Consider the following 25,355-nt stretch of genomic DNA (forward strand, 5'->3'; position numbering starts at 1 on the left):
TTTTATATACATGAATTGTTACAAATATTTTAAATTTGAGAAAAAAATTTATATAAGTATTAAAAGTTGAATTATGAAAAAATATTCTAGATATGCTATTTATTATGCACCTCCAAAAGAGAGTAGTCTAGAAGAATTTGGTAGATATTGGTTCGGTTGGGATCCACTTAATGCAAAGTTAATAAATAACAAACATAGAATTAATTATCTAAACAGATTTGGAATTAAAAACTTAATAAACATAGATAAAAATGTTTTAATTCCAAAGAAATATGGGTTTCACGGTACACTTATTCCTCCTTTTAAACTAAACAAAAATTATAGTACCACTACATTATTTAAAAAAACTGAGGAAATAGCAAAAAAATTCAAAAAATTTAAGTTTTATAAATTTAAATTAAAAAAAATAAATAATTTTTATGCTTTTGTTCAAAATAAAAAAAATAATAACATTAATAAGTTATCCAATAGACTTGTTAGAGAATTATTTAAATTTAAGTCACCTCTTACAAAAAAAGAAATTGATAGAAGAAATCCCTCTAAACTAAGTAAATTACAATTAAATATTTTATATAAATGGGGATACCCCTATATAATGTCAGAATTTAATTTCCATATGACCCTTGCATCAGAGGTCACAGGAAACAAATTGTACTTTGAGTTAAAAAAAATTGAAAAAAACAAAGAAATCATTTTAAATGAAATAAATAATTTTGATAAAATATATATATTTGGTGAAAACCAGAAAGGAATGTTTGAGAATTTAGAAAATTTTTCACTTAGCTAAAATTATTTTTTTTAATTTATTTGCACCGATAGATATTGATTTATTATTATTTATAGTAATTATATTTTTCGGAAGTAAATTAATTTTTCTTTTTATCCTTTTATTAATTGTTTTTTTGTCTTCTCTAGCTCGATTTACAAGTCTCTTTTTAATAATTGTTGATGGGGCGGTAATATTAATTATTTTAACGTTATTAACTTTTTTTTTTACTTTAAAAAGTACTTTTCTTGATCCATTAAAAATTACTGTTTTACCTTGCTCTATTTTTTTTATTTCTTTAAATGGAATACCGTATGAAAAACCATGAGCATTCCAGTAAACGAAGAAATGTTTTTTTGAAATCTTATCTTCAAAATTTTTAATCGATATACTGTAATGATCTTCATTTTTAATATCTTTTTTCCTAGTAATGTATCTCTTAACCAAAATAGAATTAGGAATTTTTTTAATTACTTTTTTTAACAATGTATCTTTTCCTGATCCTGATGGTCCGACTACTACAATAAGCTGACCGTTATTTTGCATTTGATATTTTTGTAATATCTATTTCCCTAGCATTTAAATATTTACGTGAATATTTATCATGAAAAATGCCAATTATTGAAGATCCTTTATCTTTTTTTTCATTAATCAAATTCAAAACAATATCTTTGTTAACACTATCTAAACTAGCTGTTGGTTCATCTAGTAATAAACATGGATAATTCCTAATCAGTCCCCTAGCTACATTAACTCTTTGTTGTTCTCCTCCTGAAAAAGTAAGTGGCGATAAATTCCATAAGTTTTTATCTATATTAAGTTTTATTAAAATTTTTTCAGCTTTTTCACGAACTTCATCTTGATCTGAATTTATTTCTAATAAGGGCTCCATAACAATTTCAATCGTAGGAACACGAGGTATCACTCTTAGAAATTGACTAACATATCCTATTGTATTTTTTCTAAGTTCAATAATATTTCTAGGATATTTATGATCTATGTTGTGATTATTAATTTTAATTTCTCCTGATTGAAAAACATAGTTTCCATAAATCATTTTTAAAATACTAGACTTTCCAACACCTGATGGTCCTGTCAACGCTACAATTTCTCCAGGATTAATTTTCAAATTCAAATTTTTAAAAACTGATATTTTTGTTTTGCCTTGATTATGAAGTGTAAATTTTTTTGTTATTTTATTAAGTTCTATCATTTTAAACCTGAAGTACTGAGCTGACTAATAACTGAGTGTAAGAATGTTGTGGATCATCTAATACTTGATCACACAATCCAGACTCAACAGCCTCACCATTTTTCATTACAATAATTTTATCAGCTAACAATCTAATAACTGCAAGATCGTGAGAAACAATTACAACTGATAAATTTAATTCTCTAACTAATTTTCTTAACAAATCTAAAATTTTGGCTTGAACAGAAACATCAAGACCTCCTGTTGGTTCATCCATGAAAATTATTTTTGGACTCGTAACTAAGTTTTTTGCTATTTGTAATCTTTGCAACATTCCACCTGAAAATGTTCTTGGAAAATCATCTACCCTACTTTTATCGATTTCCACTTTATCTAACCATTTAAAAATAGTTTGCCTAATATTTCCATAATTTCTTTGTCCGATGGACATTAATCTTTCACTAATATTTCCACCAGCACTTACATCCAATCTTAAACCATCTCTAGGATTTTGATGAACAAAAGCTAGTTCGGTTCTTATTAATAATCTTTTCAATGACTCTGATATTTCTAAGAAATTAATAATTTCATTATTTGTATTAATTAGGATTTTTCCACTATCTGGAATAAGATTGCCTGATATTGAGTTTATAAAAGTTGTTTTTCCTGACCCAGACTCCCCTACCACTCCAACGACTTCACCCGGATACAATGTCATATTCATATTTTTACAACCAACTTGATCCCCATAATATTTATTTAAATTTTGAACAGATAAAATTGGTTCCATTTACTTATCTTTCATTCTTTGATTACAGTAATTTGTATCTGAACATATGAAAGATCTATTACCATCATCGTCTGTAATTATTTCATCTAAAAAACTATCATTTGATCCACAAATAGAACATTTATGTGGTGCTTTTGAAGGATCAAATGGATAATCTTCAAAATCAAGACTTGTAACCTGTGTGTAAGGTGGAATTGCGTAAATTCTTTGTTCTCTACCGGCACCAAACAATTGTATAGCAGGATTGTTATTCATCTTTGGATTATCAAATTTTGGTATAGGTGATGGATCCATTATGTATCTGTCATTTGTTTTCACTGGATACGCATATGCGGTTTCTATATGACCATTTTTAGTAATGTCTTCATATAACTTTACATGCATAATTCCATATTCTGATAGTGCATGCATTTTTTTAGTCTCTTGATATCTTGGTTCTAAAAAAGCTAGTGGCTCTGGAATTGGAACTTGATAAACAAGTATTTGTTTTTCCTTTAATTGATTCTCTGGTATTCTATGTCTTGTTTGTATTATTGAAGCATCTTCAGTTGTTTCAGTAGTCTCAATATTTGCAGTTTTTTTAAAAAAATTTCTTATTGAAACTGCATTAGTAGTGTCATCTGCTCCCTGATCAATAACTTTAAGGACATCGTCTGTTGTTAAACAAGATGAAGTTACTTGCACACCGCCTGTACCCCATCCGTAGGGCATTGGCATTTCTCTGGATGAAAATGGGACTTGATAACCTGGTATACAAAGAGCTTTGATTAAAGCTCTTCTTATCATTCTTTTTGTATTTTCATCTAAATAAGCAAAATTATAAATTTCATCTTGATCTGAAACTTTAGCTTTTTTATTTTTAAATTTAAGTATGTTGTTCATTTTTTTTATATTCTTCTCTAATTTTTCTTACTAGATCCAATTCCGCCTGAAAATCTACATAATGAGGTAATTTGATATGTTCTAAAAAACCAGTAGCTTGAATATTATCACAATGAGATATAATAAATTCTTCATCTTGAGCAGCAACGCCTAAATATTCCTCTCCAAATTCTTTCCATCTCATTGATCTATCAACCAAAGCCATAGAAATTGCTTTTCTCTCTAATTGACCAAAAACTAATCCATATCCACGGGTAAATTGAGCAGGTATTTTTTTACTACCTTTAAATTGGTTTACTGACTCACACTCAGTAAACATGACATCAGCAATATTTATTTCTATCCCTAGTTCAGGAATTTCAAATTTAACTTCAACATAACCAGTTCTTAATTCACCAACAAATGCATGGTTTCTAGCATACCCTCTCTGTGTTGAATAAGCTAAACCAAGAAGAAAACCTTCATCTCCTCTCGAAAGAGATTGCAGTCGTTCAGATCTTGTTAAAGGAAAATTAATTGGATTTCTTGTAATATCTTTAGATGTTTTGCCACTAGGTATTTCTTTCTGAATTAATCCTTCTTTATTTAAAAAGCTTAAAACATGAGGGATTTCTTTGTCATCATATTTTTCAATCTTAGCTTTATCATACTCACCATCAGCAAGAAGTTTAAAGTCAAGTAAACGGTGTGTGTAATCAAATGTTGGACCTAATTTTTGTTTACCCGGTATATCTTTAAATGTTGCAGATATTCTTCTAAGACATAACATTTTGCCAGTTTCGATAGGTTTGCTAGAACCAATTCTAGGTAAAGTAGTTCTATAGGCTCTAATTAGAAAAATTGCTTCAATCAAGTCACCTCTAGACTGTTTGATTGCTAAAGCCGACAAGTCTTTATCATACAAAGATCCCTCAGACATAACTCTGTCGACACTTAATGTTAGTTGTTCACTAATTTGTTTAATATTTAATTCTGCTATATTTACATCACCTCTTCTTATTTCAGATAACCAGGAATGTGCGTTATTTATTGCCTTTTCTCCTCCTTTTACTGATACATACATTTTATAGCTCTCCTATTTTTAATGATCTTGGTATTGAATAAAATTTTTCATCATCAACAAAATAAAAATCAAGCCCTAAAGGAAATTGCTGGTTATTTTTTTTTATAATCTCTTTATCGGGTAAAAATATACTTTTAGAACTTTTAATACCAGGACCAGTAATTTTGGCATTTGGTTTTTTAAATTGAGACTGACAAATTATAGTGCAGGATTGATCAGGATTTTGCTCGTCACCAATTTTAAAATCTTCAAATGGAATGAGATCATTCCAAAAACCAATTGCAAAATTTGCATTTTTTTTATCAGTTATGTTTGCACCTGTATTAAATTTAATCCATTCTATAGTTTCTGGATTGTTAACATCACCACTTAAAAAAATATTTGAATAACTATCACAAAAAGTTTTTATAATTGAACAACTAGCTGAAAACATATTCGAAGGGGGATCTGTATTATTTAACGTCTCAATTGAACCAGGATATGAGGTTGCAAACAAAATACTTCTAAAATAATCAGCACTCGTTTGAGAATTATTTTTTTTAAAAACAACTTCCATAAATTATTTATCCTCACCTCTTACCAAGGTAAAAAAATCAACTTTAGTAGCTTCTGTTTTAGATAATATTTCGTTTCTTTTATTATTTTTGTATTTAACTAATTTATCCAGTATATTTTTTTTTATAATTTCTTTTTTTTCAGTTTGCATTAACGCATCACACAAAGCTGCAATTTTAGATTTATATTTATTTCTACCTTGAACATAACCATGACCTTGAATTTTTTTATCTAAATTAACTGAACATCTAGTTATAGTTACCTCTCCAACATTAAAATTATCACCTGTGGCTCCTGCTTTTCCTTGAACCATTACACTACCAATCTCAGGTTCTCTTAACCAATTATATTTTATTTTCATATTTAAATTATCCCAAAGCAAAATGAGATAATCTTCATCAGCGGTTGCTAAATAACTTAACCATTGTTTTCTTGATTCATTTAACATAATACTATACAACTAGACAAGTAACAAAATTGGAAAATATTTCAATAGATTATTTATTAAAATTTTATGACATCAAAGGATTTGCTTTGGAAAGAAATATACAATTCAATTAAAAGAGAAATTGTTTTAAATAAGTACAAAATTAATAAAAAATTAGATTCCGAGGGTGAGTATGCAAAACAGTTCAATGTTAATAGACACACTATAAGAAGAGCTTTTAAAGAACTTAAAAATGATAATTTAATATATTCAAAAAGAGGTTTAGGTGTTTTTGTAAAAACATCAAAAATTAATTATTCAATAAGCAAAAATGTTCGTTTTACTGAAAATATTCTTGAAGAGAACAAATCAGTGCGAATTGAAATCAAAAGTTTTGATATTGCAGAATGTAATCTATTTGAGAAAAAAGAATTGAATTTAAATAAAAAAGAAAAAGTCACTAGAATAAATAGTATAGGATATATAAATAATTCTCCTTCTGTAATAACATTTAGATCAATACCCCATGATAGATTTCCAAAATTTATTAATCATTTTGTTAAAAAACAGTCTGTAACTAAAGCCTTTAATTTATTAAATGTTAAAAAAATAATAAGATCTAAAACGTTAATAAGCGCTGAAATTTCAGACAAAATAAAATCAAATCTTTTAAATATTGATGTTGGAAAACCTTTAATAAAAACGACATCTATTAATGTTGACTTTAATAAAACCCCAATAGAGCTAAGTGAAAGTTATTTTGATGGGTCTAAAATTCAGATACTTGTTAAAGTTTAGAGTAATAAATACTGTATTTTCTACCTGTAGTTTATTTTTAACAATAATTAAACAAAACTTATAAATTTTATTAATAAAGTTTTAACATTTCCTAAAGAATTGAGGTGCATAAAATTGCATGCTTATAAGTAATGTAAATAAATATTTTGGCAATAACCATGCCGTAAAAAATGTCTCATTTAAGGTTAATAAACCACAAATGATAGGAATTATTGGAAGATCAGGTGCAGGTAAATCTACTCTTCTAAGAATCATTAATCGACTAACAGATGCAACAGATGGAAAAATAGAAGTCGATGGTCAAAATATATTAGAACTTAAAAGCAAAGAAAAAAGATCTTGGCAGAGAAATTGTGCAATGATTTTTCAACAATTTAACTTAGTGCCAAGACTTGATGTATTAACAAATGTCATTTTAGGTAGATTAAATTATCAAGGTTCATTTAGGGCATCTTTAAAAATGTTTTCTCGTGATGAAAGAGCTGATGCTTTGATTTTACTTAACAGCTTAGGTATGGCCAATACTGCTCTTCAAAGAGCAGAAACATTATCTGGGGGTCAACAACAACGTGTGGCTATATGCAGAGCATTAATGCAAAATCCTAAAATGATTTTGGCAGATGAACCTATAGCATCTTTAGACCCAATGAATGCTAGGATGGTTATGGAGTCATTAAGAAAAATTCATGATGAAAAAAATTTAACCGTCATTTCAAACCTTCATACTCTAGATACAGCAAAAACTTACTGTGACAGAATTATTGGCATGAAAGATGGTGCAGTTGTCTTTGATGATTTACCAGAAAAATTGTCAGATAAACTTGCAAGAGAAATTTATGGAGCAGAAGCAGATGAAGCTTTTGAACCACAAGTAACATCAACTGAGCTTAAAACAAAAAATAATTTAAAAGAGATGTTGAAAAAAGAATTTGCAACTGCATGAGGTCAATAACTCATCGGTACAAATAGGTCGTTAGACTAAAATTAAAAAAAGGAGATAATTATGTTTAATAAACTAACAAGAGTTATTGCACTTTTGGCTATGATAATGTTTGCAACTCAGGCTAATGCAGTAACTTACACAGGTCCAAAAATGGACTTAAGTAAATACCAACCAGAATTTAGAGTTGGTTTTTTAGGTGACGAAGCAGCTCAAGATATTATCGCTAGAAATGAATGTTTCATGCCATATATCGAAGCAGCTTATGGTGTACCAGCAAAATTTTTTACATTTAAAGACTACGCTGGAACAATGGAGTCGATGCTAGGTGGAAATCTAGATTATACATGGTTTGGTTCTTCTGGATATGCAGGTATGTATCTTAAAGATCCAACTGCTGTAGTGCCAGTTCTAACTAGAATGCAACCAACTGGAGACATGGGTTATTACTCAGTAGCAGTAGCAACTAAAAAATCTGGTATTAAATCAATGGAAGACCTAAAAGGTAAATCATTTGGTTGGGCTGACCCTAACTCTACATCAGGTTTTTTAATTCCATCAATTGAATTAAAAGCTATGGGTATGGATCCAGATACATATTTTTCAAAAACACAGTTTTCTGGAGGACATGAAAACAATGTATTAGCATTAATGAATGGAGATGTTGATGCTGCTGTAACATGGGTATCTGGTGTTGGTAGCTGGGAAGAAGGATATTCATCAGGGAATTTAAGAAAAATGGTTGATAAAGGGATTTTAAATATGGACGACATTGTTCAAATTTGGTCTTCAAAATTAATTCCTAATGGACCAATTGTAATGCCTACTTTTTTACCTGTTAGAGCACACCAAGTAATGATTGGTTTAAAGCAATGGATACACGAAAACGATCCAAAGTGCAGTGAAAACGTTGCAAACGGTATCGTTAAAAAATGGGTAGCTGTAGATCACTCTTTCTATGAATCAGTTGTAGCAGCAAGAAAAGCTAAAATTGAAGCACAAAAAAATAATTAATCAAGTACCCCATTTAGAGGCAAAGACTTAAAATCTTTGCCTCTAATTTTTTTTTTAAAATTATGTCAAAAGCATTACCTGCAAACCTAGAACAAATTGAAGTTAATTTAAAAAAATTAACAAATCAAAGAACTAGGTCCTCGTTACTTGGAATTGCAATTCTAATATTAGTTTTTTTTGGTGGTACCTTGGTATCATTAGAGGCAAATGCAGGATCTTTTGGAAGAGGTATAGCTAATTTTTTTAATTATCCTAGAGATTTATTTGTAGACACTTTTGAGATGGGATGGAAATATTGGCCAAGAGTTATTAAATACATTCCTGAATTAATTATAACTTTAAATATTGCTTTATTTTCAACTTCGATCGGATTTGTTTTGGCAGTTATTTTTGCAATCTTCTCAAGTAGAAATTTAATAAGAAATAAAAGGGTTATTCAATTTACAAAATTTTTTATGGATGTGACAAGATCATTTCCAACATTAATAATAGCAATGGTGTTTTTATATTTAATGGGTAAATCATCTTTACCAGCAGTGATTGCCATAACAATACATACTGCAGGAGCACTTGGTAAATTATTCACGGAAGCTATAGAAAATTGTGATGGAAAACCTATTGAAGGTTTAAGTTCTGTTGGTGCAACTTGGACACAAAAGATAAGATTCTCAGTTCTTCCACAAGTGCTCCCTCTTTTTCTAAGTTATGGAATATTGAGGTTAGAAATAAATGTCAGAGAATCTACTATATTAGGTTTTGTTGGTGCAGGAGGAATTGGAGAAATGTTAGCAGCTTTAATTCAGTGGAATTATGGAGCTGATGTTTTGGCTTGTATGTTCTTACTGGTTGGTACAATAATTGCATTAGATTATTTGTCTGCATATTGGAGACATAAATTAATTGGGGTAAATCAATGAGTTCTAGTTTAGCAATTGAAAGAGATAATATTCGAAAATTATTTCCTGACACATTTAAACAGGCCAGGAAGAGTAGATTAAAAGGCCAAATAATTTTTTTTCTTATTATGTTATATTTAATAGTAGGTTTTTTTACTCTAGACGTTGTTGATATTCCAAAAAAATGGAAACCACAAAATGCCGCTATGTTTGCTTTAGATACATATGCGCACAAAGATCATGTAACAATGAAATGGGAAAATCATGATGATATTAAGATAGCTTTTGAAGGTAACTATAGAAGTGTTTATGGAAGAGACAATCTAGATAAATCAATTCCAGATTGGTTTTACAAAAATTCTGATAATGTTGGCAATGTAGTTGAATTTAATAATAAAGGTAAAGCAATATTATACAAAGATAGAGTAGAGATTGTAAATTTTCCTAAATATGAAAGAGATTTTACTATAAAATTAAATACTAATGGTAAACCTTACCTTGTTGGTTCAGAAGATTTAGCTGAAGACGATTTAAAGGGTTTTAGAATTACAGAAAACAGGGTTGAATTTAGACCAACTTTGTATGAGAGAATTCAAGTATATCCAAGAAAAGTTGAAATTCATCGTTACAGTATCGGATGGAAATATTTTTGGTTTGATTTCTCAAGTCCGTTAGAACCATATAGCTTTTTCGAAGCATTAGGTTTGACTTTTTCTAAAGAAAGAGTTGTTCCTGAAATGTCTAATTTAAAACTTTTCTTTACAGAAATTAAAGACAATGAAGCATTCATGCACGGTAGAGTTTGGTGGGCAATGCTCGAAACCATAGTTATGGCTGTGCTAGGAACAATGTTTGCTACAGTGATGGCTCTACCCCTATCCTTTCTTGCGGCGTACAACGTTACACCCATTAAAGCTCTAAGATTTACGTTGAGGAGATTATTTGACACTTTAAGAGGAATAGATTTTTTAATTTGGAGTTTAATATTTTTAAGAGCCTTTGGTCCAGGACCCTTTACTGGAATTTTTGCAATTGGTTTTACCGATACAGGTACTTTAGGTAAATTGTATTCTGAAGCAATTGAAAATACCGAGAAGAAACAACAAGAAGGAGTTCAATCAACGGGGGCTAGTAAATTTCTACAACATAGATTTGGTATAATTCCTCAAATACTTCCTATTTTTGTATCACAATCCTTATACTATTTAGAGTCAAATACTAGAGGTGCTGTAATTATTGGAGCAATGGGTGCTGGAGGAATTGGGTTACAATTTTTAGGTGCACTAGGTACTGGAAATGATTTTGAAAATGTTGCCTACATGGCAATATTAGTTTTAGCAGTTGTAATATTTATGGATAGATTATCTGCTTGGCTTAGAAGAATATTAATTGGATCAGATCAATTAATTGTAAGGTAAATAAAAAAAAATCTTTATCAAATATTTTTTCTAAAAATTTTAATCTAAGAATTTAAAAAGATAAAAATCTATTTTACCAGAATTTCCACCAAGGTTTTTCATCCTTTGTTATCTCATTATTGTCAACAACAACTTTAGTTATAGATGGATCCTCTCCATCTACTAATCCTGCTCTAGCAGTTGTTTTAGCGTCTTCTAATTTTAGTTTTGCCTCAAAAACTCTATTTTCATTACACAATTTCATACCCTCTTTCATTAATGCTTCTGCCTCAGATGCTTTTTCGGGACTAGATCTTGAAATATCGTTTTTAACAGTGGCTCTTAACATAAGTACGCCAGAGTCTTCACAATTCCCTATTTCATTTTTAAATGTGTCCTCAGTGTTTTGTGAATAACTACTACCAGCTTGTTGTTCTGTTATTTTGACATGGTTGTCAGCTTGAGTAATAGAGATTGTGGATAAAGTTAATATAAATGAGATTAAGATTTTTTTCATAATAATCTATTAACTTACTTTTGTTAAAAAAATGTTAAAGAAATAAAAAATTTTATGAAATATTTACCAGCATTCCTAATAGGTATATCGGTTACCTTTTGTTACAGCAGCTGCATGTACTTATTTTCAGCACTATTGTTAACTTGGGAAAATGAACTTGGTATTTCAAGAAGCAACTTAACTTTTATTTATTCTCTAGGCTTGGTTGTGCATAGTTTACTTTTACCTTTTCTTGGTAAGATTGTAGATAGAAATCTAAGTTTTCCAATGATGTGGATCAGTCCTATACTGTTAGGACTAAGTGTAATTTATCTTTCATTAGTAGATACATATGGTGGATTTTTAGTTGCTTGGATACTTGTTAGTGCAACCTCTGGTGGTTGTCTTTACACGATACTTTTTAGCGTCATTACTATTAATTTAAAATCAAAGGCTAAGACATCTATTGCAATTATTACTTTGTTTGCGGGATTTGCAAGCACATATACATTTCCTACTGCAACTTATTTAACAGAACAATATGACTGGAGGTTTACTGTATTTATTTTTGGAATAATAAATATACTGATCAGTTCACCAGCTAATTATTTTGGTTTTAAAAATATAATTCGAAAAGAATTTAAAAATTTTGAAAAACAAAACAATCAAAATTCAAAGCTTAAAATAATACTTAAAGACTATAGGTTTTGGTTATTTAGTTTTTCATTGTTTGTTATTGGATTTAATATTGGTGCTATTACAACTCATGTAATTCCAATGTTACAGGAAAAAGGAATGAGTCTGTCCCTAGCTGTACTGACGGCATCAATGTTTGGACCTGGTCAAGTAATTGGAAGAATTTTGGTAATGATATTTGGAGGAAATAAATCAAATTTAAAATTATTTGTAATTTGTTTTTACTCGATGGTAGTTGGAATGATATTTTTATACTTTATAAATATTAATCATTACTTAGCATTTTTATTTGTTTTATTTAATAGTTCAGCATATGGCAGTATGGCTATTTTAAAACCTTTGGTTCAAAATGATACTTTCGGCCAAAAAAACTTTGGCAATATTCATGGTATTTTAGCTTTGCAATATATGATTGGTAGTATTTTAGGTCCTTGGATTGGTTCATTAGTTTGGAATATCGGAGGATACGACTTACTTATATTGGTATTTTTGATTTTAGCAATTATTGGGAACGTAACAGCTATTTTTCTAAACAAAAAAAAGTTTATTTAAAACTTCTTTCTACATATTTATAAAAATAATGTATGTTTGGAATTTCCAAATTTTTGACTTTAGCAAGGTCATCGTATTTTCTTAATCTAACTGCATCTTGCATAAAAGGTTGTTTAATAAAATCATTTGCTTCATCTGTAGAAAAACTTCCACCTTGAACATCTAAACTCTGTTTTGAAGCAATAGATAAAGTATCATAATAACCTTTTTCACAATAAACCAAATATCTTTTAGCTGGCACATGTCCTTTAATTAATCTTGTAACATCTTCTGGAAAAAATCTAGAAAGAAAAAAAGATCCTGAATTTTCATGCTTTTTATCTATTCCTTTTTTTATGGCTTCTTTGTCATTATTAATTAAGTGACCAATATCATGGAATAGAGCTGCAGTAATGAAAAAATGGTTTTCATTGTTTTTTTTTGCCAACAATGCACATTGAATTGCATGTTCTAGTTGTGAAACTTTTTCATTTCCATATTGTTTGTTTGATCCAATTTCCTCTATAATTTTAAATAAATTGACAATATTTGATTTAATGTCCATTTTACTCTTTTAAATTAACAATGTTTCAGTTTTATTACAATTAAGATTTAGTGCTCATTAAGTATAGAAAAAATAATATATAGTAATAAAAGTTAAAAATGAAAAAACTTTTATTTGTTTGTACTGGCAATTCTCATAGAAGCATATTGGCTGAAAGTGTAGTTAATAAATATCATAAAGATAAATTTATTGGTTACAGTGCGGGTAGCAAACCATCTGGAATAATTAATAAATATGTCATTAAATATCTAAATGAAAATAATTTTGATACAAAAAATCTATCTTCTAAAAACTTTAATAAATTTTTGGATGATAAAACAATATTTGACCAGGTATTTACTGTATGCAACAATGCTAGTGATGAAGTTTGTCCAGTCTGGCCATCTCCTGAAAAAATAGTTCATTGGGACATTGAGGATCCCGTTTATGTAATTAATGATTTAGAAAAAAGTGATAAACCTAATAGAGAGGAACTAATTTCAATAGAAATACATAAAACTTATTCCAATTTAGAAACAAGAATTAATGATTGGATTAAAAATTATGAAAAATAGCAAAAAAAAAATAATCTACAGTGAATTTATAGGTAGTTGCTTCCTGGTAATGATAGTTGTTGGATCTGGTATTATGGCTCAAAATCTTACAACTGACGTAGCCATCATGCTATTAGCAAACACTATAGCTACTGGTGCAGGTCTATTTGTGCTTATTACAGTTTTTTCTGATATATCTGGAGCTCACTTCAATCCATTTGTTACACTAAGTATGTATTTTACTGGAAGATTAAAATCAAAGTTAATTCATATTTATATTTTATCACAAATATTGGGATGTTTAGCTGGTGTAGGTTTGGCTAATTTTTTTTTTGAACTACCTATTTATGAGTTGTCATCTAAAACAAGAGATGGGGTTTATATATTTGTTGCAGAAATAGTCGCAACTTTTGGATTAATTTTAATTATATTTGGATCAATGAAAAGTGGAAAAGTTGTAACTGCTGCATGTGTTGGTTTTTATATTACAGCTGGATATTGGTTTACTTCATCAACTTCTTTTGCAAATCCTGCTGTTGCAATAGCTAGAACTTTTACAGATACATTCACCGGAATAAATTATTTAAATACACCTTTCTTTATAATTGCAGAACTATTAGGAGCAATGCTAGCAATATTTGTAATAAAAAAAATGCTTTTTACGAAATAATTTTATTTTCAATCTGTTCAATTATTTTCGGTAAATCCTTAATTGTATCAATTACGTAATGTGCGCCTATTTTCTTAAACTTATGAGAGATTTTTTTTCTAATTTTTAATTTTTCTTTGTCGGTTAATTTATTAAATTCATATTCATTTTTGCCAAATTCATTTCCAGAAAATATTACTCCTATTACCCACATTCCAGCATTTAATCCTTCTTGTAAACCAGGAATAGTATCATCTACTTTAATACAATTTGATCCCCTGGTTATATTTAAATTAGAAAAGATCCTATAAATTATTTCTGCAGAGGGTCTTCCAATTTTTGTGTAAGAAGAACTATATGATACATCGGGTATAAATCTTTGTTTTTTTAATTCCGGCAATATAACTTTTAGAATTTCTTCTGAATATCCAGTATTGACTCCTATTTTTATTTTTTTTTTTTTTATAAAATCTATAGTATTTTTACTTCCTGATATAAATTTTGAATGTTTCTTAATTATTTTTTTTAATTCTGGATTAAAAAGTTTAAACAATTTATCAATATCTTTATCTGTTGGTTTTGATTTAAATTTTTTTTTCCACTGTAAATTAATTATTCTTGTTGTTAGTAATGCTTTTATATGAGCTCGTTTTTCGATACCCATTGGTCCTATGGCTTGTTTTCGTGTAATTTTAATTCCAAACCTGTCAAATATTTCAATAAGAACTTGAGAAGGTGCGAGGCTTCCAAAATCTATTAATGTACCTGCTAAATCAAATACTATTGCTTCTACTTTGGAATTTTTCATATTTTTCGAATCTTTGATTTGAATTTAATAATTAAACTTAATTATAACTTTAATTGAGTAAAAACACTGATTTTATTGCAATTTATTTAGATTTTATCTTTTTTTATTAATGTTACAAAAATATTACAAATTTATTACAGATGAAAAAAATACTAAATTTCTTATTGATAATTGCAACGGTATGTTTAACCTCAACAGCAAAAACAGATGAGTTAAATTTAAACAAACTTTTAAATAAGTTAAAAGATTGTAATTCACAAAGTGAAGCAAAAATTTTAGAAAAAATCATATGGAAATTTTGGGAAACACATTCGTCTAATTTTCAATTAACTATTGATTTAAAAGAAGGCTCAAGACTAGTTCAAAATGGAAATTATATAAAAGCATATGGAATTTTTAGTAAAATTATAGAAAAAGATCCTAATTGGGCTGAAGCTTGGAATAGACGTGCAACATCTTTATATTTTATGGGTAAGTATAAAAAATCACTTAACGATATTGATATGGTCTTAAAACTTGAAAGCAGACATTTTGGAGCTCTAATTGGAAAAGGACAAGTATACATGGAAATGAAAGAGTACGAAAAAGCCTATAATAGTTATTTAGAATCTTCATATATAAACCCAATGAATACGGACACAATATATCAAATAAACAAAGTCTCTAAATTAATTAAAGAAAAAACAATATAATAATTTTATCTGTAAAATATCTTTAATATTATTAAAATATAATAAGCTATGGATTTTTTAAAAAATATTAAGCTTACAAATAATATAACTTTAATTAATAAGCCCTTCAAAAAAAAAGAATATTATCATTTCTTAAAAACATCTGATTTATCTTTGATGGTTGCGGAAATTAAGAAAAATGTTTTTGTTGTAGTTAGTCAAAAAAGAATTCCAGTAAAAAAAATCACATATGAATTTCCATCTGGAATAATTGATAAAAGTGAAAAATCTATCGATGCTGCATGCAGAGAATTTTATGAAGAAACTGGTTACAAAATATTAGATAAACCAAGAAAAATATTCACTATAAACTGCGAACCAGGAAGATTAACAACCAAAATTCACTGCTATTATACAAAAAAAATAACTAAATTAAAAAAATCAGAGAAAGGCATAAAGACTTATTTAGTTTCTAAAGACAAAATAAATAAATTAATTTTTCAAAAAAAGTTTTGTAATGCATCTCATATCGCATCATTTTTAAAAGTTATTAAGGTGCCTACAAAGTAAGCACCTTTTAATAAGAGAGAAATAAAAAACTATAAATTAATTTAAGAGTTAAATATTGTCTTTTAGTAATGAAAATATTAAATCTAAATTAAATAAATATTAAATTAATTTGAATAAATAACTCGAGGCTCTAAAAATAATTCTCTCGCTAGTGCTTTGAATTTTTTAGTTACTTGCTTGGAGATTATTTCTTGATGTTGGGATGGAATTTTTAAAAAAACAGAATTTCCTCTTCGGTATAGTTTAAATTCTTCAAGGAATATTGTAGAAATAGAAGTTAAAGAATGGGCAAATCTTAATGCAGAACCTACCTGTTTACTTGAGTAAATTTCGTTGTTATTTAAAAAACTTAAATATTCAATTTTAGGATTATATTTAATACTGCAATATCTCCAATAACAAGATAATGCTATCTGTATTCTTTCTTTGTGGGACAGTCTTAATAAAGGTGTGTTTAATGTTTCTTGGAAAACTAATTCTGCTTTTTGAAAAGCACCTAAGCCCCAATCCATATGACTTAATACGCAGGCTAGATTAAGTAATTTTTCATTGAAATGTTCATTTCCATCAAAAACTGGTTTTATAAAATCATAATACTTTTTAAAAGTTAATCCTAGATCACCTCGTTTCTTAGCAATAAACTCTAATGATTTTTCAAAAACCTGAGTATCATCAACATTTTTAAAATGATCTTTTGCTAACGATCCCTCTCTAATGCCACTGATAGAACATATTACATTTTTGGGATTTGTTACATTCATGATCTCAGCTAAAATTATTGAACTGTAAGGCAAATATGGTGTTCTTGATTTAGATATATATTCAACTGTTTTAAGTTTTGCTTTATTAAAAGAGGATATTTTTTCTACAAATTTTGATATCGTGTCGTAATTAACAGAATACTGATGAATAATATGAACCGGATATTCATTTTGAAATAAATGTAATTTAAAAAGTGCTCTCCAAGTTCCACCAACTAAATACAAATTTTCAAATTTCTTTTTTGATAACCATTTTTCATCTCTTAACAATTTTTTAATATACTTAGAAAGATTTCTTTTCTTTACAATAGGGTTATTAAGCAATCTTAAAACACCTAGAGGTAAAGAGGTTTTATTTGTAATATCTCCATTTTCTACTCTAGCTAATTCTAAACTACCACCACCTAAATCTGCTACTAATCCATCTACATTGTCAAATCCAATTTTAACTCCTTCAGCTGAACATAAGGCTTCTTCTTCACCACTTAATATTTCAATTTTTTTTTTAAATAATGTTTCTATATTTTCAACAAAGGGTTGAGCATCAGTAGCTTCCCTTAATACAGCTGTAGCAATAATTTTTACATTGGAAATCTTTGAAACATTTAATATTTCAGAAAATCTTTTTAAAACACGATAAGCATATTCGACACCAGATTTGTGGAGCTTACGTGATTTATCTAAATTTTTTCCTAATTCACAGACCGCTTTTTCATTAAAAAAAGGCACTCTTGATGAACTAAAATCATCATAAATTAACATTCTTATTGAATTAGAACCAATATCAATTACAGCAAGTTTAGCTTGTTTTAATTTTAAATTCTGCTTGTTTTTAAATACTTTTATTTCCACTTTTAATTAATCTCAAATTTAATTTTTTTGGTTTTAAATTTAATTTAGCCTTTCCTCTTCCAGATAAACTAGGATTATTCATAAAATAATCATGAGCTGAAAAAGAATCATTTCCACTATATTTAATTTTTTTATAATTTCCATTCATATCAAGCATCCAGCTTTGACTCTGATCTAAATAATTAGCTAGCATAATTTGATCAAGAACTTGCTCATGAACAGTTTGATTTTCAATTGGAACTAGAAGTTCAACTCTTCGGTTTAAATTTCTTGGCATTAAGTCAGCTGATGAAATATAAACTTTGGCATCTCTGCTTGGCATAGTATTTCCATTTGCAAAACAATAAATTCTTGAGTGCTCCAAAAATCTTCCAATAATACTTTTAACAATTATATTTTCTGATCTGTTTTTAATTCCAGGCCTCAAACAACAAACTCCTCTAACAAATAAAAATATTTTTACACCAGCATTTGAGGCTTCATAGAATTTATCAATTATATTTGGATCAACTAAAGAATTCATTTTGGCCCATATTGCAGCATCTTTACCTTTTTTAGCGTTAGAAATCTCCTGATCAATACAATTGTTTAAGGTATCTCTAAGATTAACAGGAGATATAGATATCTTATTAAGATTTCGAGGTTTCGCATATCCAGTTACATAATTAAAAAATTTTTCAACATCAGAAGCTAATTTTTTATCTGAACTAAACAATGATAAATCAGTATAAATTTTTGCATTAATAGGGTGATAATTCCCTGTACCTAAATGAATATAAGTTTGAATTTTTCCATGTTCCCTTCTTAATATTAAAGATGATTTTGCATGTGTTTTATATTTTGCAAATCCATAGACAATTTGGACACCTGCCTTTTCTAAACTTCTTGAAAGCTGTATGTTTGCTTCCTCATCAAATCTTGCTTTAATTTCTATTAAAGCAGTTACAGTTTTTCCATTTTCAGCTGCTGATATTAAAGCTTTAACAATTGGAGAGTCTAAGGTGGTTCTATACAAAGTCTGTTTTATAGCGATTACTTTATTATCATGAGCAGCTTGATTCAAAAACTCGATTACAGCATCAAAAGTCTCAAATGGATGGTGAACAATTAAATCTTTTTTTTTAATAGTATCAAAAAAATTATTATTAAATTCTTTTAATCTTTCAACTTCTCTTGGATTAAAATGTTTAAATCTTAATTTTGGATTTTTAATTTTGCAAATTTGATCAATATCTTGAATTCCTACAAGTCCTTCTATTTCATATATGTAATCAGAATTAACAAGTAGTTTGCTTGTAATAAAATTAACTAATTCTTTATTACTGTTTCTTAAAATTTCCAACCTAACAATATCACCTGTTCTTCTTCTTTTAAGTGCTAATTCAAAAGATCTTACCAAATCTTCAGCTTCTTCTTGAATTTCAACATCACTATCCCTGATAACTCTAAATAACATTTTCATTTCTAAGTCATGATCAGGGAATATTTCTGATGCAAAAAAATTTATGACATCATCAATAATGACAAACTTTTTAAAATTTTTACCAGTGTCAATTTCAATAAATCTAGGTAAAGCTTTAGGAATAACAATTATAGAATTTAAAACTCTTTTTTTATTCTTCTTTTTTAATTTCATGACGAGGGCTCTACCTTGATTTACAATGAAAGGAAATGGATGAGCAGGATCTATTGCTGATGGTGTTAGTAATGGGTATATCTCTTCATTAAAAATTTGTAACAGTTTTTTTTTATCTGCTTTTTTAAGATTTTCAGGTTTTATCAAACGTATATTTACTTTTTGTAATTGAGATATTAGATCCTTATAAATTTTGTTTTGCTTATTAAGTAAATTTTTTGTTTCTATCACAACTTCATTCATTTGCTCATCTGGAGTTAAACCATCAGAGCTTAGAGATTCTACTTCTTGTTTTATTTGGCTATATAGTCCTGCAACACGAACCATGAAAAATTCGTCTAAATTTGAACCAGCTATTGATAAAAATTTTACTCTTTCATAAAGAGGGTTTTCTATGTTTTGGGCCTCTAAAAGCACTCTTTCATTAAATTTAAGCCAAGATAGTTCTCTGTTAATATATTTAGATTTTAACTCCTCTTTATCTTGTTTTTTTAATGCAGTCATATATTTACACCTTATGCTCGAATTATACGTCATGCGACATGCAAAATCTAGTTGGGAAGATATAAATTTAGAAGACTACAAGCGACCTTTAAATAAGCGTGGAAAGAAAAATGCTAAAATGATTTGTGAATTTTTTGTTAAAAAAAAATATTATTTTGACTACATACTGGTTTCATCCTCAAAAAGAACAGTGAAAACATTAAAAATCTTGTTAAAAAAAATTGATAAACCTAAAAAAATTATTTCAACAAAAAAACTATATCTAACAAGTGAAGATAAAATTATCAATATTATAAAAAAAATACCTAAAAAATTTAAATCAGTTCTGCTAATAAACCACGAGCCTACTGTAAGAAATCTTGTCAGGCTTGTAAGTAAAAATCAAAACAGTAATCATTTTAAATTATTGAATAATAAATTTCCTACTGCTGCATTTGCAAAAATTAATTTTAATTTTAATAGTTGGAATCACATAGATAAAAAAGGATTGATTAAAGAGTTTATCAGACCCAAAGACCTTCAAGATTCTAAAGAATAACCAGCTGATCTAACTGTTCTAATTAATGGCTTAGTATTTTCAATATTTATTGCTTGTCTAAGTCTTCTTATATGAACATCAACAGTTCTTGACTCTACATAAATATTTTCTCCCCAAACATTATTCAGGAGCTGCTCACGCGAATAAACTCTTTTTGGATTTTTAATAAAAAAATCAAGTAGTTTAAATTCTGTAGGTCCTAATGAAATTTCAGTATTATTTCTGTATACACGTTTAGTAATTCTATCTATTTTTAAATCTGTAAACTCTACAACATCAACTGAGGACTGTGGTTTTGATCTTCTAAGAAGTGATTTTATTCTTGCATTCAATTCTTTTTGACTAAATGGTTTGGTTACATAATCATCCGCACCTGTATCGAATGCTTTTAATTTATCTTCCTCTTCACCTTTTGCTGTAAGCATTATTATTGGGATGTCATTAAACTTTTTATCTTTTTTTAAATTTTTACATATATCAACACCTGATAAGTCTGGAAGCATCCAGTCCATTAAAATTAGATCAGGTTGCTTGTCTTTAATTTGTTTGAGCGCTTCCTCTCCATTTTCACAGAAGCTAACTTTATGACCTTCTTTTTCTAAGTTATATTTTAAAAGAGTAACTATAGAGGTTTCATCTTCAGCTATAAAAACATGAGCTGACATTTATTACTTTTCTCCTGTTACTATTGACTCTGTTCCTTTTGGACGATCGCCTTCTAAATATTCACCAGTAACTAAAAAATAAACTTGTTCTGCAACATTGGTAGTATGATCACCAATTCTTTCAATATTTTTAGTTACAAAAAGTAAATGGGTGCCGTCTTCTAAATTTTTTTCGTTATCTTTTAAATAACTAATTACTTCATTCATACATAAGTTAGTTAGATCATCAATTTGCTCATCACTTTCCCAAACATTTATTGCCACAGCAGCTGATCTTTCTAAATATGAATCTAGAACTGCTTTTAGTTGTTTTTGAACATTTGTTGATACTCTAATAAGCGAATCAACTAGATTTTTTGGCAAATTTTCATTTAATAAAAGAGTTCTCTTAGAAATATTTTTTGCTAGGTCTCCTATCCTCTCAAGGTCAGAAGAAATTTTTAAGGCAGTAACTGTTTCACGAAGGTCTATCGCCATTGGTTGTCTTAAGGCGATTAGATTTACTACTTGTTGTTCTATCAATGTTTCAAATTTATCAATTTTTTCATCCTCTTGAATAACACTCTCGGCATTATCACTATTTCTTGTAGTAATAGCTTGAATAGCTTTACCTAGAGCCTCTTCACAAAATCCACCCATTTTAATTATATTGCTGTTTAAATTTTTAAGTTCTTCTTCGTAAGACTTAACTGTGTGCGGTGCTTCAGTCATTATCCAAACCTCCCTGTTATATAATCCTGAGTTTGTTTTTGGTCAGGATTCTTAAATATCTTATCAGTAGAACCAACCTCAATCAATTTACCTAAGTGAAAAAACCCTGTTTGTTGTGATACACGTGCCGCTTGTGACATTGAGTGAGTTACAATAACAATGGTATGTTCTTTTTTCAATTCATCAATTAATTCCTCTATTTGTGCTGTTGCAATAGGGTCTAATGCTGAACATGGTTCATCCATTAAAATTACCTCAGGTTTTACTGAAATAGCTCTAGCTATACATAGTCTTTGTTGCTGACCACCTGATAAACCTGTTCCAGGTTCATTAAGTCGATCTTTAACTTCGTTCCAAAGAGCTGCCTTTTTTAAACTATCTTCTACGATTTGATCAAGCTCATCCTTTGACTGAGCCATACCATGGATTTCAGGTCCATAAGAAATATTTTCATATAAAGTTTTAGGAAATGGATTAGGTTTTTGAAAAACCATTCCAATTTTTTCTCTCAATCTAACAACATCAGTAGCTTTTTGATTGATATTGTAATCGTTTATTTTGATTTCTCCTTCAACTTTGCAGATATCAATAACGTCGTTCATTCTATTTAAACATCTTAAAAAAGTAGATTTACCGCAACCAGATGGACCAATTAAAGCTGTCACTTGTTTTTCTTGAATATCCATATTGATATCAAAGAGAGCTTGTTTTTCTCCATAAAAAACATTTACATTTTTTGCTTCTATTTTATTCATATTTTAGTTCCATTTCTTTTCAAATTTATGTCGTACCATTTGTGCTACTAAGTTCATTAATACTAAAAATATCAACAAGACCATTATACAAGCTGATACTTTTTCAACAAAACCTCTTTCAGCACTTTCAGCCCAAATATAAATTTGAACTGGTAAAGAGGCAGCTGGATCCATGGGAGAGCCTGGAATAGTATTAACAAATGCAACCATTCCAATTAAAATCAAAGGTGCAGTTTCACCTAAAGCTTGAGCAAGACCAATTATTGTTCCAGATAATGTGCCTGGTAAAGATAATGGAACTGTATGGTGAAGAGTTGTTTGCATTCGGCTAGCGCCCATTGCAAGGGCGGCTTCTCTTATACTTGGTGGTACAGCTTTCAATGATGCTCTAGCCGCAATAATGATCGTCGGTAAGGTCATTAAGGACAACGTTATTCCACCAACCAAAGGCGTGGATCTTGGTAAACCAAATACCGCAAGTAATACGCCAAGACCAAGTAATCCAAATACTATTGATGGTACTGCTGCTAAATTATTAATATTAACTTCAATAAAATCTGTAAGCCTATTTTTAGGTGCAAATTCTTCTAAATAAATTGCTGCTAAAAGGGCCACTGGAAATGATACAGCTAAGCAAACTAATATACTAAACAATGAACCCATAAATGAACTTGCTATACCAGCCAATTCCGCTTCTCTTGAGTCTGCATTGGTAAAAAAGCTAAAATTAAAATTACTTTTAACTTTACCTTCAGCACTTAATTTATCAAAAATTTTTAATTGATAATCAGTAACTCTTCTTCGTTCCTCCGGTAATTCTCTTGGATAATTTCCCTTAAAGACTTGATCCAAATCATCAGATGCTGTCAACTTAACTTCAACTATTTTTCCAAAATCATCTGGATTTGAAAGAATGTGATATTTTATTTCTTCTTCAAATATAAAAGCAAACATTCTTTTGATATCTGTAATTTGATCTTCATTAGCGTTTTGATCTAATGCAGCAAAACTTTCAATACCGACATCAAAGTACTCAGAGTCTTCAAGATCTTGAATTGAGGGTTTTTGATCTGCATCTAAATACATGAATTCAGGATCGTAATTTATAGGTATAGTTATCCAAGTTTTTTGAAATGCTGTATAGCCAGTAGAAAAAATTTTAAACAGAAATATAGCTAAAAACAATAAAGCCAAAACTATTGCTGATTTACCGTAAAATTGAAATCGCTTTTCTGATTTGTATCTTTTGTTTAGAAATTCTTCTCTATTAATCATATTTTTCTCTATATTTTTTAACAACTGATAAAGCTATTACATTTAAAATTAATGTAACAACGAATAATGTAAGTCCTAATGCAAAAGCCGCTTGTGTTTTAGGATCTTCAAATTGTTGATCTCCAATTAGTATAACAACAATTTGTGCAGTTATAGTTGATGTGGATTCTAAAGGGTTTAAAGTTAAGTTTGCAGCCAAACCTGATGCCATAACAACAATCATGGTTTCACCTATCGCTCTTGATACTGCTAAAAGAATTGCACCAACTATACCCGGTAATGCTGCAGGAAAAATTACTCTTTTGATAGTTTCAGATTTTGTTGCACCCATTGCATAACTGCCATCTCTTAAACTTTGAGGCACACTATTAATTACATCATCACTCAGACTTGACACAAATGGTATGATCATCACTCCCATTACAGCTCCAGCTGCAAGTGCACTTTCTGCAGATACATCTAATCCAACGGCATTACCAATATCTTTTAAAAATGGTCCAACTGTTAAAGCTGCAAAAAAACCATAAACTACCGTTGGTATCCCTGCTAATATTTCAATAATTGGTTTTGCAAATTGTCTAAATTTATTTGAAGCATACTCAGCAAGATAAATTCCGCTTAATAATCCTATAGGTATTGCAACACACATGGCAATAAATGCTATAAAAAAAGTACCAGCAAAAACTGGTACCGCACCAAATGTATCACTATACATTGATGGATCTAAAGCTTCACTCGAGTCTCTAACAAATGCTTTTGCTGGATACCAATGCATTCCAAATAAATAATCAAAAAATGGAATAATTTTAAAAAATTCAATTGTCTGAAATAAAAGTGAAAAAACAATTCCAACAGTGGTTAAAATTGCACCTAATGATGCAAAGAAAAATAGCCATTGTAAAAAAATTTCTACAGGTTCTCTTGTTCGTGAATTTTTAGATAATTTATTATAAGCATATGCAATCGAAGAAATCACCAAACATAACACAATTACTGCTTTAGAGGCTGAGGCTGTGCTTCTTAAAGATGCATACTTGTCTGCTGCTACCTGTAATGCTGTAGTTATTTCACCACTAAATTGTCCTCTTGAAAGTGACTTAGCTTTTTCAAATATAAGATTTAATTCTCCTTCTAATAATCCTTGATCACTAAAAGATTGTAAAACTATATATTTTACTACGGTTGGTTCAAAAATAGACCACAAAGCAAAAATAATAAATGCAGGAGCTGCACACCATATTGCTAAATAATAACCATAAAATCTCGGTAACGCTGTAAGTCTTGTATTTGTAGATCTTATAGCTAATGCTTTTTTACGACCAAAAAAATAACTCGATAATGCTAAGAGAACAATTGTTAAAAAAATTATCGAGTTCATTTATGTAGATTTAATCTTGTATTAAAAAAAAGGCCCTAATA

General features: G+C 28.8%; 29 protein-coding genes. 12 read left to right on the forward strand and 17 right to left on the reverse strand.

All coding sequences use genetic code 11. From position 1 onward, the window contains the following. The first annotated feature begins 73 nt into the window (after window positions 1–73). Window positions 74–787, forward strand: a complete 714-nt coding sequence (locus PB7211_RS07865) for a DUF1045 domain-containing protein (RefSeq protein ID WP_008545126.1) — start codon at window positions 74–76, stop codon at window positions 785–787. Here the strand turns inward: PB7211_RS07865 and phnN are convergent. From phnN to phnG, 7 genes are read right to left on the reverse strand one after another with little or no spacing between them, the layout of a single operon-like run. Continuing rightward, the gene (gene phnN / locus PB7211_RS05280; RefSeq protein WP_034399087.1) at window positions 776–1,312 is read right to left on the reverse strand and encodes a phosphonate metabolism protein/1,5-bisphosphokinase (PRPP-forming) PhnN; all 537 of its coding nucleotides are present in this window, start codon (window positions 1,310–1,312) and stop codon (window positions 776–778) included. The two genes, PB7211_RS07865 and phnN, sit on opposite strands and share 12 nt — an antisense overlap. Further along, window positions 1,302–1,979, reverse strand: coding sequence for a phosphonate C-P lyase system protein PhnL (gene phnL / locus PB7211_RS05285; protein WP_008544634.1), 678 nt, complete (start codon window positions 1,977–1,979; stop codon window positions 1,302–1,304). Before phnL ends, phnN begins: the two co-directional genes overlap by 11 nt. Before the next feature lies 1 nt (window position 1,980). Further along, complete coding sequence (gene phnK, locus PB7211_RS05290; RefSeq protein ID WP_029455237.1) at window positions 1,981–2,748, reverse strand: phosphonate C-P lyase system protein PhnK; 768 nt, start codon at window positions 2,746–2,748, stop codon at window positions 1,981–1,983. Next, window positions 2,749–3,630: an alpha-D-ribose 1-methylphosphonate 5-phosphate C-P-lyase PhnJ gene (locus PB7211_RS05295; protein ID WP_008545377.1), complete on the reverse strand. Its 882-nt coding sequence runs from the start codon at window positions 3,628–3,630 to the stop codon at window positions 2,749–2,751. Beyond that, entirely contained in the window at window positions 3,614–4,693 is a 1,080-nt protein-coding gene (locus PB7211_RS05300; RefSeq protein ID WP_008544285.1) for a carbon-phosphorus lyase complex subunit PhnI, read from the reverse strand. Before PB7211_RS05300 ends, PB7211_RS05295 begins: the two co-directional genes overlap by 17 nt. Window position 4,694: 1 nt before the next feature. Further along, window positions 4,695–5,249, reverse strand: coding sequence for a phosphonate C-P lyase system protein PhnH (phnH, locus tag PB7211_RS05305; RefSeq protein WP_008545180.1), 555 nt, complete (start codon window positions 5,247–5,249; stop codon window positions 4,695–4,697). 3 nt (window positions 5,250–5,252) lie between these two features. Beyond that, entirely contained in the window at window positions 5,253–5,696 is a 444-nt protein-coding gene (phnG, locus tag PB7211_RS05310; RefSeq protein WP_008545948.1) for a phosphonate C-P lyase system protein PhnG, read from the reverse strand. A gap of 66 nt (window positions 5,697–5,762) precedes the next feature. On the opposite strand from phnG, the gene PB7211_RS05315 reads away from it, so the two are divergent. The 5 genes from PB7211_RS05315 to phnE (PB7211_RS05335) all read left to right on the forward strand — a co-directional run bounded on the left by PB7211_RS05315 (window position 5,763) and on the right by phnE (PB7211_RS05335) (window position 10,741). Then, window positions 5,763–6,473: a GntR family transcriptional regulator gene (locus PB7211_RS05315; RefSeq protein ID WP_008544217.1), complete on the forward strand. Its 711-nt coding sequence runs from the start codon at window positions 5,763–5,765 to the stop codon at window positions 6,471–6,473. 118 nt (window positions 6,474–6,591) lie between these two features. Continuing rightward, window positions 6,592–7,416, forward strand: a complete 825-nt coding sequence (gene phnC, locus PB7211_RS05320; RefSeq protein ID WP_008544853.1) for a phosphonate ABC transporter ATP-binding protein — start codon at window positions 6,592–6,594, stop codon at window positions 7,414–7,416. Between the two features lie 60 nt (window positions 7,417–7,476). Then, window positions 7,477–8,427: a phosphate/phosphite/phosphonate ABC transporter substrate-binding protein gene (gene phnD / locus PB7211_RS05325; protein WP_008545354.1), complete on the forward strand. Its 951-nt coding sequence runs from the start codon at window positions 7,477–7,479 to the stop codon at window positions 8,425–8,427. Window positions 8,428–8,489: 62 nt separating this feature from the next. After that, entirely contained in the window at window positions 8,490–9,344 is an 855-nt protein-coding gene (gene phnE, locus PB7211_RS05330; protein WP_008544335.1) for a phosphonate ABC transporter, permease protein PhnE, read from the forward strand. Then, window positions 9,341–10,741, forward strand: coding sequence for a phosphonate ABC transporter, permease protein PhnE (gene phnE, locus PB7211_RS05335; RefSeq protein ID WP_008544992.1), 1,401 nt, complete (start codon window positions 9,341–9,343; stop codon window positions 10,739–10,741). Before phnE (PB7211_RS05330) ends, phnE (PB7211_RS05335) begins: the two co-directional genes overlap by 4 nt. 73 nt (window positions 10,742–10,814) lie before the next feature. Here the strand turns inward: phnE (PB7211_RS05335) and PB7211_RS05340 are convergent, their stop codons facing one another. Then, window positions 10,815–11,237, reverse strand: coding sequence for a hypothetical protein (locus tag PB7211_RS05340; RefSeq protein WP_008545222.1), 423 nt, complete (start codon window positions 11,235–11,237; stop codon window positions 10,815–10,817). 54 nt (window positions 11,238–11,291) lie between these two features. Between PB7211_RS05340 and PB7211_RS05345 the strand changes: the two genes are divergently transcribed. Continuing rightward, window positions 11,292–12,464 carry an MFS transporter gene (locus tag PB7211_RS05345; protein WP_083780112.1) on the forward strand — a complete coding sequence of 391 codons (1,173 nt, stop codon included), beginning with the start codon at window positions 11,292–11,294 and terminating at the stop codon, window positions 12,462–12,464. On the opposite strand, the gene PB7211_RS05350 is transcribed toward PB7211_RS05345, so the two are convergent. Continuing rightward, window positions 12,457–13,008: an HD domain-containing protein gene (locus PB7211_RS05350; protein WP_008544746.1), complete on the reverse strand. Its 552-nt coding sequence runs from the start codon at window positions 13,006–13,008 to the stop codon at window positions 12,457–12,459. The two genes, PB7211_RS05345 and PB7211_RS05350, sit on opposite strands and share 8 nt — an antisense overlap. 98 nt (window positions 13,009–13,106) lie before the next feature. Between PB7211_RS05350 and PB7211_RS05355 the strand changes: the two genes are divergently transcribed. Together PB7211_RS05355 and PB7211_RS05360 are read left to right on the forward strand one after the other, a co-directional pair. Beyond that, window positions 13,107–13,562: an arsenate reductase ArsC gene (locus tag PB7211_RS05355; protein ID WP_008544852.1), complete on the forward strand. Its 456-nt coding sequence runs from the start codon at window positions 13,107–13,109 to the stop codon at window positions 13,560–13,562. Further along, the gene (locus tag PB7211_RS05360; RefSeq protein WP_034399250.1) at window positions 13,552–14,211 is read left to right on the forward strand and encodes an aquaporin; all 660 of its coding nucleotides are present in this window, start codon (window positions 13,552–13,554) and stop codon (window positions 14,209–14,211) included. The genes PB7211_RS05355 and PB7211_RS05360 overlap by 11 nt, the downstream gene beginning before the upstream one ends. Here the strand turns inward: PB7211_RS05360 and phnX are convergent. After that, window positions 14,201–14,998 (reverse strand): phosphonoacetaldehyde hydrolase, encoded by a 798-nt coding sequence (gene phnX / locus PB7211_RS05365; protein ID WP_008545602.1) that lies wholly within the window; start codon window positions 14,996–14,998, stop codon window positions 14,201–14,203. The genes PB7211_RS05360 and phnX overlap by 11 nt on opposite strands. Window positions 14,999–15,138: 140 nt before the next feature. Here phnX and PB7211_RS05370 point away from each other — a divergent pair, with 140 nt between their 5' ends. Then, a complete protein-coding gene (locus tag PB7211_RS05370) occupies window positions 15,139–15,690 on the forward strand; it encodes a tetratricopeptide repeat protein (protein ID WP_008545340.1) in 552 nt (183 codons plus the stop codon). Window positions 15,691–15,738: 48 nt separating this feature from the next. Then, complete coding sequence (locus PB7211_RS05375; protein WP_008544701.1) at window positions 15,739–16,239, forward strand: NUDIX hydrolase; 501 nt, start codon at window positions 15,739–15,741, stop codon at window positions 16,237–16,239. Window positions 16,240–16,343: 104 nt separating this feature from the next. Here PB7211_RS05375 and PB7211_RS05380 read toward each other — a convergent pair whose 3' ends face one another. Together PB7211_RS05380 and PB7211_RS05385 are read right to left on the reverse strand one after the other, a co-directional pair. After that, window positions 16,344–17,852 carry a Ppx/GppA family phosphatase gene (locus tag PB7211_RS05380; protein WP_008544368.1) on the reverse strand — a complete coding sequence of 503 codons (1,509 nt, stop codon included), beginning with the start codon at window positions 17,850–17,852 and terminating at the stop codon, window positions 16,344–16,346. Next, window positions 17,833–19,992, reverse strand: coding sequence for an RNA degradosome polyphosphate kinase (locus PB7211_RS05385; RefSeq protein WP_008544182.1), 2,160 nt, complete (start codon window positions 19,990–19,992; stop codon window positions 17,833–17,835). Before PB7211_RS05385 ends, PB7211_RS05380 begins: the two co-directional genes overlap by 20 nt. Before the next feature lie 13 nt (window positions 19,993–20,005). Between PB7211_RS05385 and PB7211_RS05390 the strand changes: the two genes are divergently transcribed. Continuing rightward, entirely contained in the window at window positions 20,006–20,530 is a 525-nt protein-coding gene (locus PB7211_RS05390) for a SixA phosphatase family protein (RefSeq protein WP_008544626.1), read from the forward strand. Here PB7211_RS05390 and phoB read toward each other — a convergent pair. The 5 genes from phoB to pstC are packed head-to-tail and all read right to left on the reverse strand — an operon-like array spanning window position 20,512 to window position 25,314. Then, a complete protein-coding gene (phoB, locus tag PB7211_RS05395) occupies window positions 20,512–21,195 on the reverse strand; it encodes a phosphate regulon transcriptional regulator PhoB (RefSeq protein ID WP_008545362.1) in 684 nt (227 codons plus the stop codon). The two genes, PB7211_RS05390 and phoB, sit on opposite strands and share 19 nt — an antisense overlap. Window positions 21,196–21,198: 3 nt before the next feature. Further along, entirely contained in the window at window positions 21,199–21,906 is a 708-nt protein-coding gene (gene phoU, locus PB7211_RS05400) for a phosphate signaling complex protein PhoU (protein WP_008544931.1), read from the reverse strand. Beyond that, entirely contained in the window at window positions 21,906–22,661 is a 756-nt protein-coding gene (pstB, locus tag PB7211_RS05405; protein ID WP_008544584.1) for a phosphate ABC transporter ATP-binding protein PstB, read from the reverse strand. Before pstB ends, phoU begins: the two co-directional genes overlap by 1 nt. A 3-nt stretch (window positions 22,662–22,664) precedes the next feature. Next, window positions 22,665–23,936 (reverse strand): phosphate ABC transporter permease PstA, encoded by a 1,272-nt coding sequence (pstA, locus tag PB7211_RS05410; protein WP_008544810.1) that lies wholly within the window; start codon window positions 23,934–23,936, stop codon window positions 22,665–22,667. Continuing rightward, window positions 23,929–25,314, reverse strand: a complete 1,386-nt coding sequence (pstC, locus tag PB7211_RS05415; RefSeq protein ID WP_008545001.1) for a phosphate ABC transporter permease subunit PstC — start codon at window positions 25,312–25,314, stop codon at window positions 23,929–23,931. The genes pstA and pstC overlap by 8 nt, the downstream gene beginning before the upstream one ends. Window positions 25,315–25,355: the final 41 nt, after the last annotated feature.

This window comes from Candidatus Pelagibacter sp. HTCC7211 (genome assembly GCF_000155895.1).
Lineage (GTDB): Bacteria > Pseudomonadota > Alphaproteobacteria > Pelagibacterales > Pelagibacteraceae > Pelagibacter.

Bases quoted from the DNA above. Each gene is read 5' to 3' on its own strand.
- phnC (WP_008544853.1), top strand. From the start codon at position 6,592: ATGCTTATAAGTAATGTAAATAAATATTTTGGCAATAACCATGCCGTA.
- phnD (WP_008545354.1), top strand. From the start codon at position 7,477: ATGTTTAATAAACTAACAAGAGTTATTGCACTTTTGGCTATGATAATG.
- phnK (WP_029455237.1), bottom strand. From the start codon at position 2,748: ATGGAACCAATTTTATCTGTTCAAAATTTAAATAAATATTATGGGGAT.
- PB7211_RS05315 (WP_008544217.1), top strand. From the start codon at position 5,763: ATGACATCAAAGGATTTGCTTTGGAAAGAAATATACAATTCAATTAAA.
- phnE (WP_008544992.1), top strand. From the start codon at position 9,341: ATGAGTTCTAGTTTAGCAATTGAAAGAGATAATATTCGAAAATTATTT.
- PB7211_RS05360 (WP_034399250.1), top strand. From the start codon at position 13,552: ATGAAAAATAGCAAAAAAAAAATAATCTACAGTGAATTTATAGGTAGT.
- pstC (WP_008545001.1), bottom strand. From the start codon at position 25,314: ATGAACTCGATAATTTTTTTAACAATTGTTCTCTTAGCATTATCGAGT.
- phoB (WP_008545362.1), bottom strand. From the start codon at position 21,195: ATGTCAGCTCATGTTTTTATAGCTGAAGATGAAACCTCTATAGTTACT.
- phnH (WP_008545180.1), bottom strand. From the start codon at position 5,249: ATGGAAGTTGTTTTTAAAAAAAATAATTCTCAAACGAGTGCTGATTAT.
- PB7211_RS05370 (WP_008545340.1), top strand. From the start codon at position 15,139: ATGAAAAAAATACTAAATTTCTTATTGATAATTGCAACGGTATGTTTA.
- phnN (WP_034399087.1), bottom strand. From the start codon at position 1,312: ATGCAAAATAACGGTCAGCTTATTGTAGTAGTCGGACCATCAGGATCA.
- PB7211_RS05350 (WP_008544746.1), bottom strand. From the start codon at position 13,008: ATGGACATTAAATCAAATATTGTCAATTTATTTAAAATTATAGAGGAA.
- phoU (WP_008544931.1), bottom strand. From the start codon at position 21,906: ATGACTGAAGCACCGCACACAGTTAAGTCTTACGAAGAAGAACTTAAA.
- PB7211_RS07865 (WP_008545126.1), top strand. From the start codon at position 74: ATGAAAAAATATTCTAGATATGCTATTTATTATGCACCTCCAAAAGAG.
- phnX (WP_008545602.1), bottom strand. From the start codon at position 14,998: ATGAAAAATTCCAAAGTAGAAGCAATAGTATTTGATTTAGCAGGTACA.
- phnE (WP_008544335.1), top strand. From the start codon at position 8,490: ATGTCAAAAGCATTACCTGCAAACCTAGAACAAATTGAAGTTAATTTA.
- PB7211_RS05300 (WP_008544285.1), bottom strand. From the start codon at position 4,693: ATGTATGTATCAGTAAAAGGAGGAGAAAAGGCAATAAATAACGCACAT.
- PB7211_RS05345 (WP_083780112.1), top strand. From the start codon at position 11,292: ATGAAATATTTACCAGCATTCCTAATAGGTATATCGGTTACCTTTTGT.
- pstB (WP_008544584.1), bottom strand. From the start codon at position 22,661: ATGAATAAAATAGAAGCAAAAAATGTAAATGTTTTTTATGGAGAAAAA.
- PB7211_RS05375 (WP_008544701.1), top strand. From the start codon at position 15,739: ATGGATTTTTTAAAAAATATTAAGCTTACAAATAATATAACTTTAATT.
- PB7211_RS05355 (WP_008544852.1), top strand. From the start codon at position 13,107: ATGAAAAAACTTTTATTTGTTTGTACTGGCAATTCTCATAGAAGCATA.
- phnL (WP_008544634.1), bottom strand. From the start codon at position 1,979: ATGATAGAACTTAATAAAATAACAAAAAAATTTACACTTCATAATCAA.
- PB7211_RS05340 (WP_008545222.1), bottom strand. From the start codon at position 11,237: ATGAAAAAAATCTTAATCTCATTTATATTAACTTTATCCACAATCTCT.
- PB7211_RS05385 (WP_008544182.1), bottom strand. From the start codon at position 19,992: ATGACTGCATTAAAAAAACAAGATAAAGAGGAGTTAAAATCTAAATAT.
- PB7211_RS05390 (WP_008544626.1), top strand. From the start codon at position 20,006: ATGCTCGAATTATACGTCATGCGACATGCAAAATCTAGTTGGGAAGAT.
- phnG (WP_008545948.1), bottom strand. From the start codon at position 5,696: ATGTTAAATGAATCAAGAAAACAATGGTTAAGTTATTTAGCAACCGCT.
- pstA (WP_008544810.1), bottom strand. From the start codon at position 23,936: ATGATTAATAGAGAAGAATTTCTAAACAAAAGATACAAATCAGAAAAG.
- PB7211_RS05295 (WP_008545377.1), bottom strand. From the start codon at position 3,630: ATGAACAACATACTTAAATTTAAAAATAAAAAAGCTAAAGTTTCAGAT.